This window comes from Streptomyces eurocidicus, assembly GCF_002891295.1.
In the GTDB taxonomy this organism is placed as follows: Bacteria; Actinomycetota; Actinomycetes; order Streptomycetales; family Streptomycetaceae; genus Streptomyces; species Streptomyces eurocidicus.
Map to the genome: position 1 here is coordinate 16904 of NZ_LGUI01000017.1, position 22641 is coordinate 39544.

Annotated in this window: 32 protein-coding genes, 1 tRNA gene and 1 pseudogene; 15 read left to right on the forward strand and 19 right to left on the reverse strand. The window is 64.4% G+C overall.

Features of this window, described 5'->3' with window-relative positions; translation table 11 throughout:
- Positions 1-6: 6 nt before the first annotated feature.
- Both AF335_RS33580 and AF335_RS33585 read right to left on the reverse strand, forming a co-directional pair.
- Positions 7-348: a hypothetical protein gene (locus tag AF335_RS33580; protein WP_244927238.1), complete on the reverse strand. Its 342-nt coding sequence runs from the start codon at positions 346-348 to the stop codon at positions 7-9.
- Positions 349-416: 68 nt separating this feature from the next.
- Complete coding sequence (locus AF335_RS33585) at positions 417-710, reverse strand: hypothetical protein (RefSeq protein ID WP_102922219.1); 294 nt, start codon at positions 708-710, stop codon at positions 417-419.
- A 451-nt stretch (positions 711-1161) separates the two neighbouring features.
- Here AF335_RS33585 and AF335_RS34990 point away from each other — a divergent pair, with 451 nt between their 5' ends.
- The gene (locus AF335_RS34990; RefSeq protein WP_170127861.1) at positions 1162-1302 is read left to right on the forward strand and encodes a hypothetical protein; all 141 of its coding nucleotides are present in this window, start codon (positions 1162-1164) and stop codon (positions 1300-1302) included.
- Here AF335_RS34990 and AF335_RS33590 read toward each other — a convergent pair.
- The 15 genes from AF335_RS33590 to AF335_RS35005 all read right to left on the reverse strand — a co-directional run bounded on the left by AF335_RS33590 (position 1295) and on the right by AF335_RS35005 (position 10383).
- Positions 1295-2221, reverse strand: a complete 927-nt coding sequence (locus tag AF335_RS33590) for a phage tail tube protein (protein ID WP_102922220.1) — start codon at positions 2219-2221, stop codon at positions 1295-1297. The genes AF335_RS34990 and AF335_RS33590 overlap by 8 nt on opposite strands.
- Positions 2222-2288: 67 nt before the next feature.
- On the reverse strand, positions 2289-2675 hold the full coding sequence (locus AF335_RS33595) for a hypothetical protein (RefSeq protein ID WP_102922221.1): 387 nt from the start codon (positions 2673-2675) through the stop codon (positions 2289-2291).
- Positions 2672-3022 carry a hypothetical protein gene (locus tag AF335_RS33600; RefSeq protein WP_102922222.1) on the reverse strand — a complete coding sequence of 117 codons (351 nt, stop codon included), beginning with the start codon at positions 3020-3022 and terminating at the stop codon, positions 2672-2674. The genes AF335_RS33595 and AF335_RS33600 overlap by 4 nt, the downstream gene beginning before the upstream one ends.
- Positions 3019-3324: a hypothetical protein gene (locus AF335_RS33605; RefSeq protein ID WP_102922223.1), complete on the reverse strand. Its 306-nt coding sequence runs from the start codon at positions 3322-3324 to the stop codon at positions 3019-3021. Before AF335_RS33605 ends, AF335_RS33600 begins: the two co-directional genes overlap by 4 nt.
- 24 nt (positions 3325-3348) lie before the next feature.
- Entirely contained in the window at positions 3349-3684 is a 336-nt protein-coding gene (locus tag AF335_RS33610; RefSeq protein WP_102922224.1) for a hypothetical protein, read from the reverse strand.
- Positions 3685-3696: 12 nt separating this feature from the next.
- Positions 3697-4797 carry a hypothetical protein gene (locus AF335_RS33615; protein WP_146045661.1) on the reverse strand — a complete coding sequence of 367 codons (1101 nt, stop codon included), beginning with the start codon at positions 4795-4797 and terminating at the stop codon, positions 3697-3699.
- A 69-nt stretch (positions 4798-4866) separates the two neighbouring features.
- Positions 4867-5376, reverse strand: a complete 510-nt coding sequence (locus tag AF335_RS33620) for a hypothetical protein (RefSeq protein WP_146045662.1) — start codon at positions 5374-5376, stop codon at positions 4867-4869.
- Positions 5377-5387: 11 nt separating this feature from the next.
- Positions 5388-6848, reverse strand: coding sequence for a phage portal protein (locus tag AF335_RS33625; RefSeq protein ID WP_102922227.1), 1461 nt, complete (start codon positions 6846-6848; stop codon positions 5388-5390).
- 226 nt (positions 6849-7074) lie between these two features.
- The gene (locus tag AF335_RS33630; RefSeq protein WP_244927239.1) at positions 7075-7842 is read right to left on the reverse strand and encodes a phage terminase family protein; all 768 of its coding nucleotides are present in this window, start codon (positions 7840-7842) and stop codon (positions 7075-7077) included.
- Positions 7843-8177: 335 nt separating this feature from the next.
- Positions 8178-8912 carry a hypothetical protein gene (locus AF335_RS33635; RefSeq protein WP_102922228.1) on the reverse strand — a complete coding sequence of 245 codons (735 nt, stop codon included), beginning with the start codon at positions 8910-8912 and terminating at the stop codon, positions 8178-8180.
- A gap of 17 nt (positions 8913-8929) precedes the next feature.
- Positions 8930-9100 (reverse strand): hypothetical protein, encoded by a 171-nt coding sequence (locus AF335_RS34995; protein ID WP_170127862.1) that lies wholly within the window; start codon positions 9098-9100, stop codon positions 8930-8932.
- A gap of 28 nt (positions 9101-9128) precedes the next feature.
- On the reverse strand, positions 9129-9584 hold the full coding sequence (locus tag AF335_RS33645) for a phage terminase small subunit (RefSeq protein WP_102922230.1): 456 nt from the start codon (positions 9582-9584) through the stop codon (positions 9129-9131).
- Complete coding sequence (locus AF335_RS35000) at positions 9584-9760, reverse strand: hypothetical protein (protein WP_170127863.1); 177 nt, start codon at positions 9758-9760, stop codon at positions 9584-9586. Before AF335_RS35000 ends, AF335_RS33645 begins: the two co-directional genes overlap by 1 nt.
- A 184-nt stretch (positions 9761-9944) precedes the next feature.
- The gene (locus tag AF335_RS33650) at positions 9945-10271 is read right to left on the reverse strand and encodes an HNH endonuclease (protein ID WP_102922231.1); all 327 of its coding nucleotides are present in this window, start codon (positions 10269-10271) and stop codon (positions 9945-9947) included.
- Positions 10272-10295: 24 nt separating this feature from the next.
- Positions 10296-10383, reverse strand: a tRNA-OTHER gene (locus tag AF335_RS35005).
- Positions 10384-10806: 423 nt separating this feature from the next.
- On the opposite strand from AF335_RS35005, the gene AF335_RS33655 reads away from it, so the two are divergent.
- Entirely contained in the window at positions 10807-11334 is a 528-nt protein-coding gene (locus tag AF335_RS33655) for a hypothetical protein (RefSeq protein WP_102922232.1), read from the forward strand.
- Positions 11335-11420: 86 nt separating this feature from the next.
- On the opposite strand, the gene AF335_RS33660 is transcribed toward AF335_RS33655, so the two are convergent.
- Both AF335_RS33660 and AF335_RS33665 read right to left on the reverse strand, forming a co-directional pair.
- A complete protein-coding gene (locus AF335_RS33660) occupies positions 11421-12209 on the reverse strand; it encodes an IclR family transcriptional regulator domain-containing protein (RefSeq protein WP_102922233.1) in 789 nt (262 codons plus the stop codon).
- 107 nt (positions 12210-12316) lie between these two features.
- Positions 12317-13312 (reverse strand): quinone oxidoreductase family protein, encoded by a 996-nt coding sequence (locus AF335_RS33665; RefSeq protein ID WP_102922234.1) that lies wholly within the window; start codon positions 13310-13312, stop codon positions 12317-12319.
- 464 nt (positions 13313-13776) lie between these two features.
- Between AF335_RS33665 and AF335_RS33670 the strand changes: the two genes are divergently transcribed.
- The 13 genes and pseudogenes from AF335_RS33670 (at position 13777) to AF335_RS33730 (ending at position 22505) form a co-directional block, all read left to right on the forward strand.
- Entirely contained in the window at positions 13777-14070 is a 294-nt protein-coding gene (locus tag AF335_RS33670) for a hypothetical protein (protein ID WP_146045663.1), read from the forward strand.
- Positions 14067-14846 (forward strand): RecB family exonuclease, encoded by a 780-nt coding sequence (locus tag AF335_RS33675; RefSeq protein ID WP_102922236.1) that lies wholly within the window; start codon positions 14067-14069, stop codon positions 14844-14846. The genes AF335_RS33670 and AF335_RS33675 overlap by 4 nt, the downstream gene beginning before the upstream one ends.
- Before the next feature lie 72 nt (positions 14847-14918).
- Positions 14919-15797: a hypothetical protein gene (locus AF335_RS33680; protein ID WP_102922237.1), complete on the forward strand. Its 879-nt coding sequence runs from the start codon at positions 14919-14921 to the stop codon at positions 15795-15797.
- Positions 15797-16618 (forward strand): AAA family ATPase, encoded by an 822-nt coding sequence (locus tag AF335_RS33685; protein WP_102922238.1) that lies wholly within the window; start codon positions 15797-15799, stop codon positions 16616-16618. The genes AF335_RS33680 and AF335_RS33685 overlap by 1 nt, the downstream gene beginning before the upstream one ends.
- A gap of 47 nt (positions 16619-16665) precedes the next feature.
- Entirely contained in the window at positions 16666-17010 is a 345-nt protein-coding gene (locus tag AF335_RS33690) for a hypothetical protein (RefSeq protein ID WP_102922239.1), read from the forward strand.
- On the forward strand, positions 17007-17450 hold the full coding sequence (locus AF335_RS33695; protein ID WP_244927240.1) for an endonuclease VII domain-containing protein: 444 nt from the start codon (positions 17007-17009) through the stop codon (positions 17448-17450). Before AF335_RS33690 ends, AF335_RS33695 begins: the two co-directional genes overlap by 4 nt.
- Positions 17431-17625: pseudogene (locus AF335_RS36780) on the forward strand (CHC2 zinc finger domain-containing protein); the annotation flags it as partial. The gene AF335_RS33695 and the pseudogene AF335_RS36780, both read left to right, overlap by 20 nt.
- Before the next feature lie 34 nt (positions 17626-17659).
- Positions 17660-18343 (forward strand): toprim domain-containing protein, encoded by a 684-nt coding sequence (locus AF335_RS34295; protein ID WP_244927241.1) that lies wholly within the window; start codon positions 17660-17662, stop codon positions 18341-18343.
- Positions 18343-18684, forward strand: coding sequence for a DUF3310 domain-containing protein (locus AF335_RS33710; protein WP_228773511.1), 342 nt, complete (start codon positions 18343-18345; stop codon positions 18682-18684). The genes AF335_RS34295 and AF335_RS33710 overlap by 1 nt, the downstream gene beginning before the upstream one ends.
- The gene (locus AF335_RS33715; RefSeq protein WP_184744063.1) at positions 18681-19499 is read left to right on the forward strand and encodes a metallophosphoesterase family protein; all 819 of its coding nucleotides are present in this window, start codon (positions 18681-18683) and stop codon (positions 19497-19499) included. Before AF335_RS33710 ends, AF335_RS33715 begins: the two co-directional genes overlap by 4 nt.
- Complete coding sequence (locus tag AF335_RS33720; protein ID WP_102922243.1) at positions 19489-20058, forward strand: hypothetical protein; 570 nt, start codon at positions 19489-19491, stop codon at positions 20056-20058. Before AF335_RS33715 ends, AF335_RS33720 begins: the two co-directional genes overlap by 11 nt.
- A 41-nt stretch (positions 20059-20099) precedes the next feature.
- Positions 20100-20621, forward strand: coding sequence for a hypothetical protein (locus AF335_RS33725; protein WP_102922244.1), 522 nt, complete (start codon positions 20100-20102; stop codon positions 20619-20621).
- Positions 20622-20702: 81 nt separating this feature from the next.
- A complete protein-coding gene (locus AF335_RS33730; protein WP_102922245.1) occupies positions 20703-22505 on the forward strand; it encodes a DNA polymerase in 1803 nt (600 codons plus the stop codon).
- Positions 22506-22641: the final 136 nt, after the last annotated feature.

Sequence of the window (22641 nt, forward strand, 5' to 3'; positions counted from 1 at the left end):
CGCCTCCTAAAAGTTGGTGATCTCCTGGAGGAATTGGGACAGCTCAGCACCCGAAGCGAAATCCTCGGCAGACTCCGCAAGGCCCGGATCCGGAGTGCCGGGCCTCGGCAGCGGATCGGGCGGAGAAAGATCCTCGGCGCTGTCCGAATGCGCCTTCAGAAACAGGTAGTTACTTAGCTCCAACGCGTCCGACACGCGGGCCATCAGGTGATCCTGGGTCGACCACACCGCCGACTCGTCCACGGCGGCCAGCACAGCGGACCGGCCGGGCTTACGCAGGAGCGCTTTCACCAGGACACCGATGCGCCGCAAAGAAAGCCGCCCGCGCCACAGGTCCAGCAGATCCACCCCGAAGTATTCGAGGAGATCGGCTTCGAGCTCGTCAGAGAACTCCCGGACGACGCGGACGGTTTGGACTAGTTTCCCGCGTCGTCATGCCCCTGGGCCGCCGCGATCTTGTCAGCGAAAGGCTGGAAGTCCCGCAGGGTGGCACCAGTCCGCTTGTACGCCTCCCACTGATCCTTGCCGAGCATCAGCTTGACCGCCTCAATCTCGTCCTCCGCGTCCATGAGACCGATAGGCATATCGAGCGGATGGGGGACGGTGAAGGTAACACCTCGGTGCTCGAAGTGCGTGGGGGCTTCGGCCGCCTCCGCGTCCTTCGCGGCAAGCTTCTCGGCAGAGCTGGCCTTCGTGGCAGCAGCAGTCATGGTGAACTCCAAGAAAAAGAAACTGGGTTGGGTTACGCCCGCAGAGAGGCCGGCAAGGGGCGCAGACTTTTCACTCGATTTACGAACGCATTGCCGAATCGATTGAAGTCAACCCCCTGGGGTAAACCCACCTTTTGAGTGATTGTGGAGGTACTGGGGCCTTGTTATATTATTTGTGGAAGCGAACCCGGATTCGAAGGGGGCAGTCATGGCAGGCGCACTTCGACAATTTTCCCGAACGATGCACCGGAGACTCCGATGCGCTGCTCTCGCCATCGGCTCTGCGTCGCTGCTTCTCTCCCTCGCAGCAACCAGTACCGTTGCGGCGTCTCCAGACTGCACGGCATACCTGTGGTACGGCCCTTCCGGGGAAATCCACCAACGCCTCAACACTGGGGACTGCCGCAATACGGGCCTGCACGCAGCGGACCGCATCTCCATCAGTGACGGAATGACAGCGGGAACTCTGACCGCGTACAGCGGCTCCAACTGCACGGGGACCGCGAAGGCCACGGTCACCGGCGAGCAGGCGTTCAATCCGCCCATCAGCCCCATCTATTCATTCCGGGTGGTGCGCTGCCCCTTTACGTAGCCAGGACGTAGCACGCCTTCGAGGTGCCCGTCTGCGCGGTGTCGGTGACCTGGAAGCAGGTCGAGGCACCGCCGTGGGTGATCTTGAACTCGGCGGTCTTCATGCCCTGCGGCACCGTGACGTCGACGGTGCCGTCCTTGGTGGCGGTCACCTGCTCGTCGAAGGCCGACTTGTCGGCGCGCAGGAGCGAGACGACGGCCGGCCCGGCCGTGTTGGCGACCGCCACCTTCGCCGTCCACGCGGCCTTGGCGGCGTCGTTCGACGCGAAGCCGGGCACGGTCACCGTCGCCTTGAAAGGATCCGGCTCCACGGGGACGGACGGCTTGCCCAGGCCAAGGATGTCGTCGGTCGTCAGGACGTAGCCGAGACCGCCCTCGTGGTCCAGGGCGTCAATGGTGAGCTCGTACTTGTTGTTCTCGGTGCGCTGGAGCTGGATGGCGCCGCGGTCGGAGATCATCGCCCGCGGGATCACGCACCGGTACAGGACACCCTTCTGAGACCAGTCGGTCACGACGCTGACCTCATTCAGCTCCGGAGTGGAGGACAGGTCCAGCCGGTACGTGCCGCTGTGCTTGCCCTCGGCGTCCTTCAGCGGCTTCCACTCCGCGCCGAAGAAAAGGCTGGTGGTCAGCTCGTTCGTCTCCATCAGCGTCGCCTTGATCTTGAACGACGCGGACTTGACCGTGTACATCACGGGTACGGCGGACTGCCAGACATTGACCGGGTCAGTCTCGATGCTCGGGGTGATGGTCACGCCCGAGGAGTCGATCCAGCCGCATCCCTGGTAGCCGGCCGGGGCGCTCTTGCCGTCGCCCGCGTCCACGGGAAGCACGGTGGAGCCGGGGCCGGAACGCGGGGCCGGAGCCATGTAGAGGCTGCCGTTGGGGGCGAAGCGGATCTTGGATGAGTCGTTGGCCATGGGCCTCCTTGGGAAAGACGAAAGCCGTGCACGGGTCCGTGCTCGGCTGGGGAAGAGGGGGAAGGATTCAGGCGGCGACGAAGAAGAGGGCGACCTCGCCGCTGTACATGTGCTCGCGGCTGGTGCTGTCGGGCTCGTACCGTGGGGAGGAGATCTCTTCGACGTCCAGGACCTCCGCGCCGCCGACGACCCGGCCGGGCAGCTCCTCCAGGAGCGCCTGGCGGCACCGGTACGCCAGGTCCACCGCCGCCTTGCGGTCCTCGTGGTAGACGCTGATGTCGATGTCGGCCCGGTCCATGCGGTCCCGGACCATGCGGAAACCACCGGAGTGCTCGACGTAGATCATGGGCTGGCCGGCCTGGTGGCCGACGTGGTCCCCGGTGACACTCCCGGCAGGAAGGGCGGGGACGGACCGCAGGAAGACGACCACCACCTCGACGGGGTCAACGGTCACTCGACCCTCGCCTCCTCCAGGGCCCGCTTGAGGAACCAGCGCCCCGCGTGCGGACGGCCCTTACGGTCGGTCCAGCCACGCTCTTGCAGCATCGCGTGGCGGAGCCGGGCGTCGACCTCGATGACGACCTGCCCGTACCAGCCGGCCCGGCCCAAGGCCAGGTGCGGCGTGATGTGGTGGCGGATGGTGTTCCAGTGCGCCTTGGTCGGGCGCTTCGGCTCCGGGGCCGCCGACACCGCCGACTCGGTCAGCTTGAGCGTGTGCAGCTCCACCAGGTCCCGCATCTCCGGGGACAAGAAAAGGGGATCTTCCCAGTTGGCCGTCAGCCGGAGGGTGAACTTGCTCATCGCACCACCCTCCACGCACGGATACGGACATGAGACAGGGAACCCTGTGCCCAGCGGGCAGGCTCGCCGTCGACCTCGAACCACAGCCCCCGCCACAGAACCCGGTCCGCGGAATCGACATCCGCCCCCGCCGGCAGATAGAGCACCAGCCGTTCCTGCGCGGTCTCCCGGGCCGGGGAACGGGCCTCAAAGGACCGGTCCGGCTGCACGCTCGCCCGCCCGGACCAGACCCTCACCGCCTGCTGCCAGTCGCGGTGATTGGTGTACGCGGTCGGGGCGAGCGGAGCCCGGTGCACCTCCACGTGTTCGGTAAAGAGCAAAGGGCATCAGCCCCGGGACAGGCTGATGGTGCCCAGCGGGCGGCGGTAGCGGCGCAGGCCCTCGCGGGCAGCCGGTGACAGAGACTGCGTCGCGGAGGCCCCCCACTGCACTTCCATGTCGCCGACGCGCTCACTGACCACCCCGGGCTGCATCGACAGCCAGCGGATGACCTCGGAACACACCACGGCCCGGATACCGGGGGCCTCCCCGTCGTACCGGCTCCCGCAGTAGTCCCGCACCAGCGCGGCGGCATCCGTGATGAACGCCTGCGCCCTCGGCTTCTCCGACTCCTCGAAGAGGCGGCCCATCCGGATCTCGATATCGGTAATGGATACGGGCATGCGACTCCCGGATTAGGAGCCAGACGGCGCGGGCGCCTTCTCGGTGATCGAGACCTTCAGACCACGCACAAACGATTCGCCGATCCCGACACCACGCACCGAGTAATCGGGGTCCTCCCGGACCGTGGACAGGCCGTACATGGTGTCCAGGCCGATGGTGTCCGCCTTCTTGCCGTAGTCGTAATCGATCAGCATGCGCGTGGCGATTCCGTTGATGTTCTGAATCGAGCCGTTCACGGCACCCATCGGAATGGCGGGGCAGGCAGAGACCAGGATCATCGCCGACTTGTGGAAGAGGTACATCTCAAGGCCGAAACTGTTGTGAATCACAATGTCGAAGCCGTAGATCCTGCCAACGACCGCGCGCCGCAGGGCGCTTGTGTCGCCGCTGTAGTCGACCGCCACGAATTCGGGGTCCTTGAGGAGGATCGCTTCGACCTCGGGGCCGGCGATCAGGTACCGCTCGCCGGCCGGGACGTTCGCGAGGTTCATGGCCATGCGGGCATCGACCAGGGCCGTGCGCAGGCCCAGGGCGCGGCGCTTCATGTTCTCGCCCGTACCGTCCGCGACCGGGATGCTGACCTCGACGTCTCCGCCGACCACCTTCTTCTGCGCCGGGCTCAGGCCACTACGGTTGATGTTCGCCTTGATAAAGCTCGCGGTGGTGTCATCAAAGTATTCAGCAAAACCGCGGGTCAGCTTCGTGAGAATCTGGCTGCCGAACTGCTTCAGGTCGAATGCGACCTGTTCCATGCTCAGAGTGGTGGCGTTCTGGGCGAGTGTGGTGAGCTGGACCGGGAAGCGGGATTCGTTGATGAAGCCGACCGGTGCCCGCCGGTCATTCGTCGGCAGCGGTCGGTCAGACACTGCGGCGAACTTCGTCTTGTCACCCTTCACCGGGTTCCAGATCGGCTCGGTGATCCCGGACGCCTGGACCGGAATGCCACGGGATTCCCGGTTGACGTTGATGACGTCACCGAGCCCGCCGGTAAAGGACAGCTCAGAGTAACGGGCGGGGATACCACCGAGAGTGAGCTGACGGTCAAGCAGCCCCAGAGCAGCAATCGTCACCTGCTTGGGGTCAAGATTCAGATGGTGGGTCGTAAGAGCCATAGGCGCCTCCTCCAAGAGGGCATAAAAAAGCCCCCCAGGAATGGAGGGCTGCAAAAGAATCATGCGAGGCTAAAAGATCTTGCCACCAGTAATGTGATTCACCAGTTCGTCAGGGTCCATGCTGACGGTGCCACCGCTACCGCCACGGTGGTACCCGGCGCCCATGAGCTGAGGAAGCCGCGGGCGTGCGGCGGAGACGGTGTCTCCCTTGGCGACGAACCGCGCGATCCGGTCGGTGTCGGGCCGGCCGTCCTCGCCGAGGAAATGGGTCAGGTCCAGGGCCTCCGTCTGTACCGTGACACCCGCAGCCGCGGCCTGAGCGCGGATCTCGGCCTCGGCCAGCGAGGGCGACAGCTCCGAAAGCGTCTCCCGCCGCCCGTCCTCGCGGGCCTGGGCCAGCGCCTTCTCCTGGTCCGTCATCTGCGACTGGCGGAACTGCTCCAGCTCCTGACTGGCAGCCTCGAACCGGGCCTTCCACTGCTCCAGCTCTGCGGCGGCACCGTCGGGTACCGGCAGGGCAGTCGGCGGGCCGTCCCCGTCGCCGTCGACGGGCGTGGGGGCGTTGGGCGTCTCATTCATACTGATCTCCATCACTTCATCTCGTGGATTTTCCGGCTCGCGTTACCCGAATTTCCCTGCGGCGGCTTGTGCGCCATGCGCGCGGCCTTCGCCTCACTAGGGGCGTTGCCCGCTGCCGGTCCCGCTTGCTCAGGCTTCGGGCCGAGTTTCTGGATCTCCGCTGCCGCCTTCGCGTCTTCCTTCCGCATCGCGCGGAAGGTACTGATCTGCGAGGGGGTATAGCCCGCATCACTCCAGAGCTGCTCTTCAGGAACATTGAGCTGCTGAAGCTTGAGAAGGGCGTCGATGTGCTGGGCCTCGGTCCGGTATTCCGGGTCCCGCCAAACGGTCTCCATGGCGAATTCCTTGGCCCGCTTGTCACCCTTGATCGCGAAGCACAACCGGATCACCTGCTCCCAGGATTCCCCGAAGTACAGCATCCGTTCGCGGACCTTGGCGACTAGCCCGGCCTCCGAGCTGATAATGGCCTCACCGGAGGGCGGCGGGCCGCCGTTCACCAGGAAGTAGTAACTGGGGGTCCTGGATATGGAACTGAGGTGCTGTAGGAGGAGACCTACCAGGTCGCAATAGTTGCTCAGGCTGGCGGCTTCGAACTGGCCGAATTTGGCCTGCGGGTCCTCGGCCTGCAAAAGTTTGTCGACGGCGACCTTGAAGGGCTCGATGGGATTGCCCTGGTCGTCCTCCGTGATCTCAAGGCCGGTGACGTACCGCTGTGGCCAGGCGGCGAACTCGGATGCGGTGAGAGCGTCCGCCGTCACCTTATTGATCGCCGACTGAATGGGAATCACGTTGGCGAGGTCTGAGTACGGGTCACCCGCGAGGCGGGAACGGTTATGGAAGGGGACGACCGGGACGACACCGAGATGGTTCGGGGTCTTGGTCCCGTTCTCCCACTCGGTCTGACCGCGCTTGACCTCGTAGACGTACTCCTCGGTCCACAGCGTCACCCACTGCCGGCCCCAGTCATCGAGGAAAAACCGGGCCGCGGCCTCCAGCTCGGTGCGCGACCCCGGCTTGTACTGCACGACCATTTCCTCAGCCGACACTGGCTGAATCGACGGCTCCCCGTCGGCCCCCTGCCACACCAGCACGTACGCACGGCCCTGGATCATCGCGTCCAGGTGCACGCCGGTCGACAGGACATCCATGCCGCTGCGCTGCCACATGTCCCGGGCGTCCGTGTCGAACCCCGGGGTATCGGGTATGCGGAAACCCTCCACGGCCATGCGCTCAGTTGCGGAGTCGATGATCAGGCCGCAGAAATTGTCACGCCAGTTCTCGAAGACCTCGCGGAACTCGGCCTTGAAGCGGGCCTGAGAGAATGCGAGCCGCTGGTGCTCCCCCTCGTAGTACTGGGCGTACCGCCACATGTCCGGGAGCTGGTCGGTGAGTTTGCCGTGCAGATAGGCCAGCCAGTCAACAGGGGTTTCCGGGGGGCCGACGGCGGTGTATCCGGTGGGGGGAACAATCAAGCAGATACCTCAAACAGTTGGGGCGAGGGGGCCGCACCGGCTTTCAACCCCTTTCGGCTCACCCCCGCGTACGCGGGGGCCGGTTACTCGTGGGCGGTGCGGCCCCCTCGGGATGCGCTGACCTCACGTCGGCCCGACGATCACCCGGTAACCCCGCGAGTGCACGGCAGCACGGGCCAGCGCAGTGCGCAGGCCGGCCGGGGACAATGCCCCGGGCCGGCCCGGTCTAGAAGCCGATGACGCGCCGGCGCTTGAGGTGCAGGCGACCGTCGGCGATTGCGTCGGCGCGGCCCTCGAAGGCGAGGATCGCGCACACGGCCAGGTCAATCTTCTTCTTGGAGCGAGGAGATTCCTTGGTGATCAGCAAACCCTGGGGGACTTCTCTCGTCACGGCATTGAGGCAATGCCGGGTGAGGCCCGGATCACCGTCGTGCTTCAAGTCGCCGACGACCACGGCGGAATGGAGCCGCTCCGTGGCTTCGCACATTCTCATGGGTCTGTTGGTCCAGTACTCGAAGACGTAATCATCCCCGTACTCGATGGACCACCGGCCCAAGGCTTCCTGCCCATACGGCCGGTCACCGTAGAACCATTCAACCCGGTAGGTTTCGAAGGCCTTCTTCACGGCGGCCTCGACGGCCAGCACGTCGACTTCCCAGTCGGGATTCTTGGGGTCGCGCGGGTTCTCCTGGAGGTGGAGGACGAAAAGCTTGCCGTCCCTCAGCCGGCACCCGACGAGACCGGTCGCGTCGCCGCGGATGCTCCCATCGAAACCGACGGCGATCTGATCCCCGGGAAGGATCGGGTCGTCCTCGTCACGGCAGGCGTCCCACTCGGATTTGAGCAGCCAGCCGTCCGCGTTCTCCTGAATGTTGTTCAGGTAGAAGCGGTAGGCGACCGCCGCGCTGGTACGCGGGTCCATGATCGCGGCAACGATGCCGTCGACATCAACCCAATGAGAGTCGCCGTAGGCGTCGACGACCGCGGCGCGCACCGCAGGCTCGTCCTTGAGGTCAACCCCCGGTACGGCCTCGCGGCATCGTAGATGCCCTGGGAGCGATCTCGCGGCTCGTCGCGTCACGCAGCGTGCAACTCGGATTGCTCGTTCGCGCTGAAGCATTGGTGGTCTCGATCAGCGGGAACCGGCGCCGCCGTCTTCTGAACATTTCTATCCAGGTCTCCAGACGTATACGCCATGATCGATTCGACGAATGATGACCTCGTCGCAACACAAGCGGCAGCAGCCCGCCGGCAGGAACGTTCCTGCCGGGCCGGCAAGAGTGGCCTCGCCCTCAGCCCACGGCTGCCTCGACGTCACCGGCTCAATCGTCAGGGCTGAGAGCATTGGTGGTCTCGATCAGCCGGGAACCGGCGCCGGCCGTCTTCTGAACATTTCCATCCAGGGTCTCCCAGACGCATATACGCCATGATTCGATTCGACGAAATGATGAACCTCGTCGCAAACAACAAAGCGGCAGCAGCCCGGCCCCGGCAGGAACGTTCCTGCCGGGGCCGGGCAAAGGTGGGCCTCGCCCCCTCAAGCCCACGGCTGCTCGACGTCACCGGCTCAATGCGGCCAGGGCGACCGTCCTTGAACTGAATCAGACCCTTGCCGATGTCGAGATTGAACTCTCGCTCCGCCGGAGACTCAGCCAGCATGCCCCGGATCTGATCCCGCGTGTTAGCCGTCTGATCCAGGGACGTCGCGGCGATCTGCACCAGGGGAAGCGGGACGCGCTTTCCCACCGGGAGGCCACTGTCGTCGAAGTGCGAGAACCGGGCCGGACCGATGAACTCCACGATGGCCAGGGCCGCCAGGAGCGGCGTCTTCCCCCACCCCTTCGCCCGGCGCAGCGCGGCAGACCGGTACAACCATCGCCCGCGCTCGTCGATGGCGTAGAGCCAGAGGACGAAGCGGATCTGCTCCGGGGAAAACCTCCAGGGCTCGCCGGCCCGCTCGCCGTCCGGCTGGAGTACGTAGTCCTGACACCAGCGGATGATGCCGTACCCGAGGCTGCGCGTGGGGTGCGGGACACCAGGTGGTGTGTTTCCCGTCAGGGGCATCCTTCACCCCCTTCGGGTTACTCGGAGTCGTCCAGGGCTTCGGCCTGGAACGCGGCTGCGACGGCGGCCTCGCTGGGATAGGGGGCCTCGACTACGCGTACCCATCCCGTGGTCTCGTCGGTGCCGTTGAGGAAATGGGGGGTCAGGGCGCCGGCGAAAACCGCGAGCGGGTCAGCTTCCCCCGACACGTCACACCGTGTGCCGACGACCGTCCAACTACGCATTAGGGGACTCCTCGGATTCGGAGAGCATCTTGAAAAGTTCGGCGTCCATGTCCGCGGCCTTGGCCTCCTGGGCCGCCGCAGCGGCCTCCGCCTCGGCCTGCTGGTCGAAACTCATCCGCAGCCTCGCCCGGTCCTCCGTCGTGGCGCCCCAGCGGCCCACGCGCTGCCGGATCTCACCGGCAAGCCGCGTCTCCCCCTGGTAAAAGGCGTCCACGAGCTTGGTCGTCATTTCCAGCTCCGCCCAGTCCGTTTCCAACCAGTGCTGAGACTGCGGAGAGCCGGACCAGGTTTTCCAGAAGCGCTTGGCGCCGCCCGTGGCGACCCCCAGAGCCTTGGGGAGCGCCCGGCCCTCGCCGGAGCTGGAGGTGAGGCCGTGCTCGCCCAGGGCGTGGTTCGTGTTCCGGCGGCGTGCGTTCGGGTTCGGGGCAGGGCCTCGTCGCGTGGGCATCAGCCCACCCCGCGAATAGCGGCCGGGTCGACGCCGTACAGCTCGCCCAGGTCCACTAGCTCGGACAGTGCCTCCTGTCGCCAGCCCCGCCGCCGGGCGGCCTTCGAGAGCCGTAGTCGGCCGAGGGCGGCCCGGGGGCGCTTGCAGCCGTGGCACAGGCCGTCGCAGTCGAGCACGGGCACCTCCAGAGGCAGTCACAGGGCGGACGAAGCGCCCTTCCAGGAGGGCGCCTTCGGGATAGAATCCGGGCGGGCAGTCCGACATGGAGTGACGTGCTCAGGCACCCGGTACCAAGCCGATTTCGGAATTTGGGATTACGGCCGGGGGCCGTCTGAGGCCCCCGTTTACCCGGGGGCCTCTCTACGTGCCACGGTCTTCGAAGTAGGTCTTCTTCCGGTGGCAGGTCCGGCACAGGACCCAGAGGTTCGTCAGCTCCCACGTGCCACCTCGGGCGACCGGGATCAGGTGGTCCACCTCCAGCTCGTTGCGGGCGCCGCAGCGCTGGCAGGTGAAGCGGTCACGGGCGAGCACCGTGGCCCGGCGCTTGTGGAAGTCGCCGGGGCGACTGGCGTTTCTGGCCGATGGCTGCCAGCCCCTCTTGGGAGGGGCGTGCTTCTCGCACCGGCCAGAGCGGGCCGTCACGGAGGGGCAGCCCGCGGTCATGCAGATCGATTTCGCTCGGGGCATCGTGGCTTTCTCCCCTCCGTGACGTGGTGAGCCGGCGGGACTCGAACCCGCTCTACCGCCCGGCCACCCCTGTCGGGGCTTAGGGGTGGCGTGCACCCATGCACTTCGGCTCCAGCCAGGAGCGACCTGGCCTTGGGCCACCACAGGGATCAGCCGTGGTGGTTCGGATAGCAGGCCCCGGCTGGCTACTGGTCTGGCAGCCGGGGCCTTGGCCCTCTTGGATCTCAACTCAGAAAAATCTTTCTGGGAAATCAACAAGAGGGAAACTTTAAACTTTCTTCTCTTCTTCTTCTCTATTAAAGAGAGAGTTTTTCTTTCTTAGTTTTACTCTCACTAAGTATGTAGGTGTTACGTCGACCCTCAATCAGCCCTTCTGGTCAAAATGAGATGCAGGTCACAAGGTTTGAGGGTGGTGGAGGCTGAGTTGTCGTGAGCTCGGAGTGGCTGGTAGGGTCAGCGTCTTCCTGTCACCGCGTCATGGGTCATCGAAGGCCCCGGATGCTCCTCGTTCTCTTGCTGGAAGGTCTGTCAGCCCATGGCCAAGCTGCCCACGGATGCCGAGCTGACAGTGCTGGTCCACCTGGGCCTGAGCGACCCGGAGATCGCAGAGCGATACGGAGTGAGCAAGCAGGCTGTCCAGAAGCGCAGGGACAAGATGGGGCTGGTGAAGATCAATCCTGCCCAGGAGCGGGTCAATACCGCGCTGAAGAGCATTTGGGATGTGAAGACGGACCGCACTGGCGAGGATACGCACCACAACCGCTACTTCCTCAAATGCGTCAAGGTGTACATGCGCATGCGGCTCGGGGACAAGATCAGCGGCTACCAGAAGGAAGAAGTCGCGCGGTTCCTCAGCCAGTTGGAGCGAGAGAAGTCCGTCGTTCATTATCGGCGCAAGGTAGAAGGCGAGCAGGGCGAAGAGACTGCTGACGAAGCCCTGGAGGGCTTTGTCCTGGTCCTGCGGGAGCCTTCTGACGGCCGCAGGATCCTCCGCTGGCCCGCAGATGTGGAGTTGCCGGAAGAGGACCTCCAGCGCGCGATGGAGCTTCCTGACGAGGAATAGGGCCATGCCCTCGCGCCCCAGGCCGGAGCGCAGCGAAGCCGCCGACCCCCGTTTCGGGCCGGCGGCTTCGCTGCGCTGCTGGGTGGTCAGAAGAAGGTGTTGATGCTCTCCGCGGCCTGCATGGTGGCCACCGCCAGATGTCCGACCCGGCGGGCCACATGGCCCGCCGGCACCAGGAGAAGAACCGCACCCTGAACGGTCATGCCGTACAGAACCGGTGCGGCTACGGCATCCCACCCGGGAATGCATTCCTCCTGCCCGACCTCGTGACCACGGGCACGGATGCCTTCCAGGCAGGCCAGCAGCTCATCTTCGGAGCGGATGGCTCCGGGGGCGGCGTCGTGCGGTAGCGGACGGGCCAGGGCCTGGCGCTGAATTCCGGGAGAGGCGTGGGCGAGGATGGCCCGGCCGGTGGCGCCGATACGCAGGTCGTTGCCCACGGCGGCCAGCGCGAAGCCGTCCAGGCTGCTGACGTCGGTGTCGCCGCGGACGCGATGCCTGGGCACAGCCGCCAAGCCCTTGTTCTCGTAGTAGAAGGCCGCGCCACCGGTGATGCGGTGCAGCTCCACCAGAGCCGCCTGGGTGGGGGCAGGGGCCGGCAAACGGCTGGAGGATGACATGCTCCACATCGCCGACGCCCCGCCGAGCCAGTATTCACCCGACTTGTCAGTGTCGTAGGTGCCGACTTCACAGCCCTCTTTGAGGGCCCGATGGGCTGTGGAGACGGATACCCCGGCCACCTGGGCAAGCGTTGTGGGGGTGTGCCTATATCCCGAAAGGCCGAGAAATGCGGCCTCGACGCGGTAGGCGATGCGGTGGGAGGAGCCGGGACCCTTGTTCTGATTTTGGTCCGCGCTCTTGCTACTGGTACTCACTCACCATTCCTTGGCTGCGTCCTGAACTGCCCTCGGGCGGCAATGGGGACTGATGTCGCCATTCCTGACAGCAAACCGAGGTTACTACGTAGTAGCGCTGATCGGCTTCAGTAGTAGAAACCGGTCATGTCGAGCATCAGCTTCCCCGGGTGCCGGTTGCGGGGAAGCTCGGGCGAGAGGCAGCGGTGAGCATGCTGAACATCGCTCCGCATGATCCTGGTCTCGTCAGGAATCGAGAGGGCGCCAATCACCCCGGCGGCAAAGATGGTGTGCATGCTCTTGTGCATTGCGTGCTTGTCGTAGAAGAGGTTGGGCAAGCAGAAACCGGTGATCGACTTGGAGCCGAGCACCAGGTCTTCATGGGTAACGACTCCACAGTTCTGGGAAGCGCAGCCGTCGACCACCATGCGCCCGCGGAACCTCAGTGCGTCGAAGAGGGCCTTGAAGGTCTCCCCGCCGACCAGGTCGACGGCGGCGTCGATTTCGAGGCCGCCGGTAGAATCGCGGATCCGGTCGGCCAGCCCCTCGGTGTCACTGCAATCGACGATCGCGTCGGCGCCCAGCTCGCGGGCCTCTTCGAGGCGGTGTTCACCGTGGTCTATCGCCACCACGTAGCAGCCATGGGATTTGGCGAGCTGCACGGCCAGGCCGCCCAGGGCGCTGCCGGCTTCCGAGATGGCGATGACCTCGTGGCGCTCGATCCGCAGTGCGGTGTACAGCAGGTGCCAGGCGGTCAGGCCGTCCGAGGCCAGGGCGCAAGCCTCCCCATCGGTGAGTTCGTCAGGGATCTCCCAGTACAGGCCCCGCTCCACCCATGCGTACTCGGCGTACGCGCCGTCACGGGTGAGGCCGGCGACCCTGCGCCCGTCGTCCAGGAAACCCACCAGCTCCCGGCCCGGTACGAAGGGGAACGTCACGGGGCCCAGCCATTGGTTCTCCCGCATCAGCGCGTCCGCCGGGTTCACCCCCGCCATCGTCACCATCACGCGATCATGATTCGGTTTCGGCTCCGGCTCCGGAATCTCCACCAGCTTGAGCACCTCGGGCCCGCCCGGCTCCATAGCCATCACTGCGCGCATCTTCCGCCGCGCTACCTCGCGCATGTTCTCCGCCTCTTGCTACGTACACGTTCCTGTCAACCATAAGGCCAGGGAGAGGATGCCCCGGCCCCGTTTCAGCCCCTGAAACGATCAATACGGCGAGCCCGTTTCAGGGCCTGAAACGGCAGGTCAGAGGGCGAATTTAACGTTTCCCATCGGGGCCGACCCGTGTGTAGTATCCAGGCCGACCAGTGATCGTCTGCGGGCGAATGATCAATTCAATCCCCCAGCACTTCGAGGGGGATGTTCGTGATCAAGGAAGGGCTTCACCCAAGCCGCCACCCGCACTGTCCCGGCCCTCTCACCTGCCCGTGCGAGAACGCGTCCGCAGCCCGGCTTCCCGAGTAAGGCCCCTGGCCGACCCACTCAGGTATCGGCTCATCTGCTGACGTTCACCCATAGGAGAAACCCCCATGGCTTTGGCCTGCGCCCTGCCCGCAGCCCCGCCGCCCGCGATTCGAGATCTGATGGACGCCGTCAACCGGGCCCCCCTCACCCGGCCGCCGGCGGTCCTCTTCATGACCTCGGGGACGATGATCTGCCAGGTGTTCGCGGAGGCGCTCACGTACTTCCACCTCGTGGTCAGCGACAAGGCAACCGCATACTGCGAACGAGGCGTTGAGCGCATCTTCCGGCAAGCGGGCCTCAGCGAATGGCGGGCTTTCGTCATTCACCTGATGCGCATGCCGAAGCCGAACTCCCACTTCCCCGGCAGCACCGAATCCACCCTGTACGTCATCCACCCGGAGGCTTCCCCATGAGCATTGAGACCCAGCCCCGATCCGTTTCCCAGACCCAGCAGTACGAGAAATGCGGATGGCAGTACTACCTCCAGCGCGTGGAGCGCGTGACGCCACGGCCGGCCGCCTGGTCGCACCACGGCACCGCCTTCCACTCCGCAGCCGAAGCCTTCGAACTCTCCGGCCGGACCCTTACCGTCAAGGACGTCGTCGAACTCTTCTCCGACAGCTACAGCGCCTCGGTCAGCGCATCGCTCGCCAAGGAACCGAACACCGACCGCTGGCTGTCCGCGAACGGGACCGGCAGCGAGGACATCGCGCGCCGCTACCACCTGGGTCAGGCGCAGACAGCGCGGTACGTGGAATGGGCCCAGGAGCACCAGCCCGAGATCTGGGCCACCCCGGCCGGTCCGCTCCCGCTGGCGGTGGAGCTGGAATTCATGGTGGAGCTGGGCGGGGTGAAGGTCCGCGGGTTCATCGACCAGCTCACCGTCGAGCCCGACGGATCCCTGCGGGTGCGCGACCTCAAGACCGGCAGCATGAAGTCGAAGTTCCAGCTTGAGACGTACAAGACCGCGGTCGAGAAGATCTATGGCGTCGAGGTGAACCGGGGTGACTGGTACCTGGCGAAGCGCGGCGGGCTGTCCAGGCCGGTCAAGCTGGACCAGGTGACCGAGGAAACCGTCGGTGAGCGGTTCGCCGTCATGGACGCCGGAGTGAAACGCGGCGACTTCCCGGCGAAGCCCGGCTTCTCCTGCCGGTTCTGTGACGTGTCCCATGCCTGTTCGTTTAAATAAAAAGTTGTCGTGAGCTTGAACGCAAGTTACAGCAGGCCGCACCGACGGCCGTTTTTTAGAGAGGGATTTGACGTGAGCGCAACCATGACTGAGATCGACCTGATCGAGAACCGGGCCGCCAGGGAGCGACTCTACGACCGGACCGACGTGCTGAACCGGGTGAAGGAGCTGGCCCAGCTTCCGGACACGGAACACTCCTCCACAGCCCAGGTGGCTGCCTTCTACGGGGTGGACATGCCCCTGCTCAGGAAGGTTCTGGAGCGCAGTCGCTCAGAGCTGGAGGCCAATGGATACCGCGTCCTGAGTGGCTCTGACCTGCGGAAATACCGAATGAGTGACAAAATGTCACTCATTCCGAGCCGTGGCGGCAGCCTTGCGATCTGGCCGCGGCGGGCCGTGCTCAACGTCGGGATGCTCCTGCGGGACTCGGAGGTGGCCAGGGCGGTCCGCACCTACCTCCTGGAGGCCGAGGACTACACACGGAAGGCCACCGGAGCGGACGCCGGCAGCCCTGGTCGGCCGGTGGCGGCACCTGCCCTGTCCGTGGATGCCCTGATCGCCGAGATCTCAGGCCGGATGTCGGCCCAGATCATTGAGAAGTCTGTGCTCCCTCAGCTGTCGGCACTGGAAGAGAGGGTCAGGCTTCTGGAAGCCGCCCCGGCCGCCCCTGCTGAAGCTATCGTCAGTAACTCGCCGAAGAAGCGTTCGCGCGATTTCGTCGCCAGCAGCCTTGACCCTTTGGAACGGGTGCTGGAGTACATCGAATATGTCACTAGGCGCGGAGCGCGGCACTGTCAGGCATCGCTGGACACATACTCAAAAAACGTGAGCCTCACCCCGGATGCGGTAGAGGATGCCCTTATCCGGGCGGCAGAACTGGGACTGCTTCAGCAAGTGGGCTCCACCACAAACGGGCACCCGGTAATTAAGTACTTCCGGCGAGGCTTCTGATGTATTCTCTTAGTCAGTCGATAGCCATGAAGGGGGCGGCGGGCGAGCCCCTCTCATCTCCCTTTAAGAAGCTCTCCAAGATGGGGGCAGAGTTCCGTCGCGGTGAAATGTCAATCCTTGCCGCAGGGGCCGGGACAGGAAAATCGGCCGCGGCGCTCAACCTCGCAATCCAGTCCAACGTGCCGACCCTCTACTTCTCTGCGGACTCGACAGCCGCAACACAGCTCAGCAGGGCGACAGCCATCCTCACGGGGCACGATGCGAGAGAGATCAAAAGGAAACTCCATGCCGGTGAATTCGACGAATACAGAGACGTACTCGCAGAGCGGTGGTGGCAGCGCTTCAACTACAGTGCCCGGCCCACCCCGGCGGAGCTTGAGCTTCACCTCAAGGCATACAAGGCGGTGTTCGGTACCCACCCTCACCTTGTCGTGGTCGACAATCTGACCAACGTTGACGCCGGAGGCTCTGGTACAGCCGAGGAATTTACCTTCGGCTTGGAAGGTCTCTGTGACTACCTCAACGAAATGGCCAGGGAAACGTATGCCCACGTCCTGGCTACACATCACGTCGTCGGCGAGTACGCGGATGGGCTGAAGCCTGTACCGCAAAGCGGCCTCAAGGGAAAAATATCTCGGGTGCCCTCCCTCATCCTCACCATTCATAAGGAGATTGACGGCATGGGCGGTCGCACACTGCACATCAGCCCCGTGAAGAACCGGGAGGATTTCGAGGACAGTTCCGGGGAGACCTACGCCTCTTACGCATTCGACACCCGGAACGTGCGGCTCACCGACGTGGACGAGTTCGCAGCCTTCTAATTTTTTTACCCCGAAAGTTGTCGTGAGCTTAGATTGGAAGAGAGTCCTTGAACATCACCACAAGCTGCGGCCGGCGCCCGCGGGGCTACCGCATCACCGTGGAGCTGACCGGCGAGGTCGGCGAGCGTTATCCCGAGCTGACGGCCGGTGAGCTCACGGACCCGGTCGCCCTGGTCGTCGAGCTGGGCGACGCCCGCCGCCTGGACCTCGGCCAACTCGCCTACGACCTGCGGGGACTTCGCCTGTCCAAGGCGGTCGTCGCCCACGAGGACCGGGCCCACGGCCGGCATGTCCGGGTCCTGGACGTGCATGCCCTGCGGACCTGCGTCGCCGAGTCCGCAGACGCGGGACGCATGCTCCGGCTGGAGCGGTCCATCAAGCCCACCCGGTGACCAGCCGGCGGCCCGGCACCCGCCCCTGCACGAGATGCCAGCGCAACCGGGCGGAGCGGTTCTTCACCTCCTCGCGGGGCCGCGTGTGCAGCACCTGCCGCAAGAAGGCCCGCAGTAAGGCAAGCCACGAAGCCCGCGTACAGGCCGCCTACGGGCTCCTCCCCGGCGAATACGACCGCCTTTTCGAGCACCAGGGTGGACGGTGCGGAATCTGCGGGGGCACCCGGCGACAGCGCCTCTCGGTCGACCACTGCCACCGGACCCATCTCGTCCGGGGCCTGCTCTGCCGGATGTGCAACGGCCGGCTGCTGACCGCCGCGCGGGACCGCCCGGAAATTCTGCGCGCGGCCGCTGACTACCTCGAAGACCCACCCGCCCAGCGGCACCTAGGGCCGCGCTACCACCAGGACAAGGAGGGGCATGGGGACCCCGCCCGCTAAGCCGCCGATTGCCGAAGTGCTGGAGCACTACTTCCCGCAGTGGCAGCCCCCGCCGCCGCGCAGCGGCTGGGTGACGTGCCTGTGCCCCGTCCATGTCGAGGACCGGCCCTCGGCCTCCGTCAACTACCAGGAAAACCGCGTGCATTGCTTCGCCTGCGATGTCTCGCTCGACTCGATCGACGTCATACAACGAAAGGAGGGACTGGGGTTTGTTGAGGCGCAGCGATTCGCACAAAGCCGATTTGGTGAAGGCGGCGAAGATCTACCAAAGCAGCTATCGGGGAAGTCCCGCCGAAGAGTATCTGTGCCACCGCGGTTTGGGAGAGGCGGCGGAGCGGTTCAAAATCGGTTTCGTTTCGGATCCGCTTCCCGGACATGACGCCTACCGGGGCCGGCTGGCCATTCCGTACCTCCGGCCGGCCGCGAGCCTCGATGGCGTCGCCACGATCCGCTTCCGCTGCATCAACGAGGTGTGCACCAAGCACCCTGACGGCACCTGGCGAGAGGACGAGCACCATGCGGAGCACACCAAATACCTGGGGCTCCCGGGAGATCCGCCGATGCTCTTCCACACAGAGGCGCTGATCGAACCCAGCCCGTACATCGGGCTGGCTGAAGGGGAATTCGACACCATGGCGTCCGTCTTGGCCGGCGTTCCCGCAAGCGGAATCCCCGGGGTCTCGTCCTGGCGTGATTACTTCGCACCGGCATTCGCCGGATTCGAGACCGTATTCACGCTGGGAGACGGTGACGAAGCAGGAATCAAATTCACGGCCACCATGGCAGAACGGCTTACCAACAGCAAACCCTCTGCGATGCCCCCGAAGCTCGATGTCAACAAGTTCATCCTCCAAAACGGTGCTGATGCGTACCGCAAGAGACTGGGAGTTTGATGGCAGAACGCAACGAGGAAACCCCCGGCCAGCGAATGCTCCGGGAATCGAAGGGGCTTGCCCTGGGCATCGACGCCACAGAAGCTCAAAGGATCATGAGGCAAGCCTTCACCGGCCCCGAACCGCATCCAGAATTCAACGCGGTAACCCACCCCGCCCACTACACCAGCCACCCGAGCGGCATTGAGTGCATCGACATTGTGAAGCACATGAATTTCTGCATCGGGAACGCATTCAAATACTTGTGGCGCGCTGGCCTGAAGGGCAATGCCATTGAGGATTACGAGAAGACGATCCGGTACATCCAAATCGAGATCGAGCGCCTGAAGGAGGCTGCGTGAGCGTAGAGGAAATAGTGATCGTGTCTGATGTGCAGTACCCACTGCACGACGCGCGGGCCGTACGGAACCTCTGGGCCTACATCGCGGACCGGCAGCCGGCCGAGGTACTCATCATCGGCGACTTCATGGACTACGCGGCCCCAAGCCGTTGGTCGAAGGACACCCGAGCAGAATTCGAAAACGACGTCATGAGGGAGTCCGAAGGCGGCAAGGCGCTGCTGGCGGACCTCCGCGAAGGCTACGGCGGCCCGATCAAGTTCGTCGTCGGCAACCACGACGCACGCCCCCGGGACTACCTCCTCCGGTACGCGCCGGCCCTGGCCTCCTCCCACGCCTTCGACGTCGACGTACTCCTCGACTTCGAAGGGCTGGGCATCGAAATCCTCCCGCCGTTCGCGGAGATCGCACCCGGATGGGTGGCCATGCACGGCCACGAGCTCAAGGGCCTCAACCAGATTCCCGGCCGCACGGCCGCGGCGAAGGTGAAGAAGCTTGACCGCAGCGTGGTCATGGGGCACACCCACCGCAATGCCGTCAGCCCGGAAACGGTGGGTGTGGGCAAGTACCGGCGCACACTCTTCGGCTTCGAAGTCGGGCACCTCATGGACGAGTCCAAGGCCCAGTACCTCGCGGGCGGTGTCGCGAACTGGCAGAAGGGTTGGGGGCAATTGCTCGTCGGCAAGTACTCCGCGGTCCCCGTGCCCATCTACGTCGAACGCGACGGAAGTTTCGTAGTTGACGGAGTCCGCTACGGAGCCATCAAGCGCAACAGCCGTGGACACTTCATCAAGAAGGACTTCAAGCTTGCAGCCTAAGGTCGAACTCGACTGGGAATATCTGTCCGGCCTCGCTGACAAGGTCGCACACAACATCGCCGAGAAATGGAGCGTGGTCGAAAAAAACGACGTGAAGCAGGAGATCCTCCTTCACGCGTACAAGCACCGGCCGGTCATCGAAGTCAACTACTGGAAGGAAGATATCCTTTGGAAGATCTTCCAGAAGGCTGGCACCCAGTACGCCAGCAAGGAGCGCAACTACCGGGACCTGCTAGACGATCAGTACTACTACACCCCCGATGAAGCCAAAGCCGCTCTGAAGACTTTCATCTTCACCGACGAGGAACTCGGCACGATGGTCGGCCGCCACGACGACCTTCTCAAGTCCCGCGTCACGGACAACCTTGTCACCGCGCGCATCGACGCCACCCTCGCCCTGAACAAGCTCAACGAGCGATACCGGCAGCTCCTCCTGCGCCGATACGTCTACGGCCTCCCCGTGTCCGACCATGCCGACCGGCAGGCCCTTAGCCGGGCCGTCGTATCCCTCGCCCAGCAGATGAACCGCACCCTTCGGACCCGCCGGTCCGCCGCGTGACCTAGCCGCCCTGCCCACCCACACACTCCATGGAGATACCCATGATCGGTGACCCCTTCGCCGACGTCTCGCCCTGGGACGAACCCGCCACCACCCTTACCGAGGAGAAGCCTGTGCTCATCACCGCCCCCACGGCCCCGGCCGGCCCTGCCCCGTTCAAGATCGGTCTCACGCTGAAGGCGGGCCCGGACTACGGCTCCCACTGGATGACGCCGGCCGTGTACGGCCACACCGCCGAGGAGACCGCGACGCGCGGCGTCGAGCTGCTCACCGCGATGAAGACGGCCGGGCTCATCGACTTCACCGCGAAGGCAGCTCAGCACGTCCGAGAGCAGGACAAGGGCGGCGCCGGGGCGGCACCGAAGCGGTTCGAGAACGGCAAGGTCGTCTCGGCGGCCCCCTCCGCCGGTGGCGACACCGGTTACTCCTGCGACCACGGCCCGCGGAATTTCCGGGAAGGCGGATCGTGGGCCGCGTACTTCTGCGGAGGCCGAGGACTCGACAAGTCCCAGCAGTGCCCGCCCCTGTGGCGCCAGACGGACGGCAGTTTCCGGGCGAAGTGACGACTTAGCCATGCCCAAAAAGTTGTCGTGAGCTTACTGGGGGCCGGCTCCAGCCGGCCCCCACCGACGCAGAAGGACCGCATGCGGGTCATCGACTACGCCATCAAGGGCCAGACGGTTCACATTCACGTAGTCGAGACGGAAGAGGATCTTCTCGACTTCGAATCGTTCATCCTGGCCAACCAAAGCTTGCTCGCCCATGACTGCGAAACCACCGGCCTCGACTGGTGGAACGCCTCCGCCGGCACCTTCCGGGCCCGCCTCTGGCAGTTCGGCAACGCCCGCGAGTCGTTCGTCGTGCCGGTCGAGAAGGGCGACTCCTTCCGGGGCGCGGTCCGCTGGGCCCTCCGCACGGCCCGGCGGCTCATCGCCCACAACGGCACCTACGACCTCCATGTAGCCGAAGAATGCCTTGGGATCCCCATGGAGGAGCTCGCGCCGAAGAGCTGGGACACCAAACTGATCGCCCACCTCGTCGATCCCCGTGCCGTCAAGGAAGACGGGCCCGGCCTAAAACTCGAAGAGCTGACCAAGCACTACATCTGCGAAGTCGTAGCCGCAGAAGTCAAAGGCTCTATGACGGCCATCGCCAAGGAATTGGGAGTCAAGAAGGACGAGGTTTGGGATTCCATCCCAATAGACCACTACCGGTTTTTGCTCTACGCGGGCATGGATCCCATATTGGCGTTCCGGCTCTTCAAAATCCTCATTCCGAAGACCCCTGTCCGAAGCCGTCGGCGAGGGCTTATCTCGTGGGAACACCGACTTGCGCACATCACCGCAAAGATTGAGCGTACCGGGTATCTCCTGGATACGAAATATGCGCAAGAGAAGGCCAGTGAACTTGCCGCCCAGCAAAAGCACTGGGAGGAAGTGGCTAGGCATCACGGTGTCGACAATGTCAACTCCAACGCCCAGATCATTACGGCACTCCGAGAGCGAGGTGTAAAGCTCACCAAGAAGACCAAAAAGGGAAACGTCTCGGTCGATGATGAAGTTCTCACAGACGTTGGCATTCCCCTCACAGAAGCGATCGTTAAAGCTAAGAAGGCGGGGAAATGGAAGGCTACTTGGTTTGACCGCGCCATTGCCGCCCAGGACCCGGACGGGCGCGTCCACGCGAGCGTGAACAGTTGCCAGGCGAGAACGGCTCGGATGAGCATCACGGGGGCGGTACCGGCCCAGACGCTCCCGGCCGGCGACTCGTACGTACGGCACTGCTTCCTCGCAGATCCTGGACATGTCACCGTCAGCAGCGATTACGGAAACATGGAACTGCGGGTCCTGGCCGCCTTCTCCGGTGACCCGACAATGATGGACGCATTCCATCGGGGCCTTGACCTCCACCAGATAACCGCGGACGCCGCCGGAGTCAATCGCAAGGCAGGAAAAGGCACAAATTTTGTCGTTTGCTTCGGTGGCGGCTGGAAGGCAATCGTCGAACAGTACGGTGTCGCCGAAGCCGAAGCAAAGAAAGCCGTCAAGGCATTCTGGGAGACCTACCCCGGCGTTAAACGCTTTGCTGACCGCCTCCAGAGGGAAGCCAGGCAGGCCGGCTATATCTACACCGGAACCGGCCGGCGCCTACCCGTAGACCGCAACCGAATATACAGTGCCCTCAATTACTTTATCCAAAGCACTTCGAGAGACATTACAGCCCGAGCCCTCATCGAAATCGACCGGGCGGGCTACACCAAATACGTCCGCCTCCCGATCCATGACGAGCTCGTATTCAGCTTCCCCCGGGAGCGGGTCAGAGAACTAGCTGAGAAGACGGCCCGAATCATGGAAATGACCATCAAGGGCCTACTGATCCCCGTGGACTCCGAAATCGGTGAGCAGCCCTGGGGAAGCGTCCTCGACCTCGAAGCAAGCAAGCACTAAAGGAACAGCGCATGAGCGAAGCCAACGACTTTGAAGAAATCATCTCCGGCATCGAAAAGGAGATGAATCAGACCCTCATCGAACAGCGGGGCGTCGCCGCGCTGACATTCGCCCGCATCGCCGGCGCCCTCTACGT

Bases quoted from the DNA above. Each gene is read 5' to 3' on its own strand.
- AF335_RS33585 (WP_102922219.1), bottom strand. From the start codon at position 710: ATGACTGCTGCTGCCACGAAGGCCAGCTCTGCCGAGAAGCTTGCCGCG.
- AF335_RS34990 (WP_170127861.1), top strand. From the start codon at position 1,162: ATGACAGCGGGAACTCTGACCGCGTACAGCGGCTCCAACTGCACGGGG.
- AF335_RS33590 (WP_102922220.1), bottom strand. From the start codon at position 2,221: ATGGCCAACGACTCATCCAAGATCCGCTTCGCCCCCAACGGCAGCCTC.
- AF335_RS33600 (WP_102922222.1), bottom strand. From the start codon at position 3,022: ATGAGCAAGTTCACCCTCCGGCTGACGGCCAACTGGGAAGATCCCCTT.
- AF335_RS33610 (WP_102922224.1), bottom strand. From the start codon at position 3,684: ATGCCCGTATCCATTACCGATATCGAGATCCGGATGGGCCGCCTCTTC.
- AF335_RS33615 (WP_146045661.1), bottom strand. From the start codon at position 4,797: ATGGCTCTTACGACCCACCATCTGAATCTTGACCCCAAGCAGGTGACG.
- AF335_RS33620 (WP_146045662.1), bottom strand. From the start codon at position 5,376: ATGAATGAGACGCCCAACGCCCCCACGCCCGTCGACGGCGACGGGGAC.
- AF335_RS33635 (WP_102922228.1), bottom strand. From the start codon at position 8,912: ATGCCCCTGACGGGAAACACACCACCTGGTGTCCCGCACCCCACGCGC.
- AF335_RS33645 (WP_102922230.1), bottom strand. From the start codon at position 9,584: ATGCCCACGCGACGAGGCCCTGCCCCGAACCCGAACGCACGCCGCCGG.
- AF335_RS33650 (WP_102922231.1), bottom strand. From the start codon at position 10,271: ATGCCCCGAGCGAAATCGATCTGCATGACCGCGGGCTGCCCCTCCGTG.
- AF335_RS33655 (WP_102922232.1), top strand. From the start codon at position 10,807: ATGGCCAAGCTGCCCACGGATGCCGAGCTGACAGTGCTGGTCCACCTG.
- AF335_RS33665 (WP_102922234.1), bottom strand. From the start codon at position 13,312: ATGCGCGAGGTAGCGCGGCGGAAGATGCGCGCAGTGATGGCTATGGAG.
- AF335_RS33670 (WP_146045663.1), top strand. From the start codon at position 13,777: ATGGACGCCGTCAACCGGGCCCCCCTCACCCGGCCGCCGGCGGTCCTC.
- AF335_RS33675 (WP_102922236.1), top strand. From the start codon at position 14,067: ATGAGCATTGAGACCCAGCCCCGATCCGTTTCCCAGACCCAGCAGTAC.
- AF335_RS33685 (WP_102922238.1), top strand. From the start codon at position 15,797: ATGTATTCTCTTAGTCAGTCGATAGCCATGAAGGGGGCGGCGGGCGAG.
- AF335_RS33710 (WP_228773511.1), top strand. From the start codon at position 18,343: ATGGCAGAACGCAACGAGGAAACCCCCGGCCAGCGAATGCTCCGGGAA.
- AF335_RS33725 (WP_102922244.1), top strand. From the start codon at position 20,100: ATGATCGGTGACCCCTTCGCCGACGTCTCGCCCTGGGACGAACCCGCC.
- AF335_RS33730 (WP_102922245.1), top strand. From the start codon at position 20,703: ATGCGGGTCATCGACTACGCCATCAAGGGCCAGACGGTTCACATTCAC.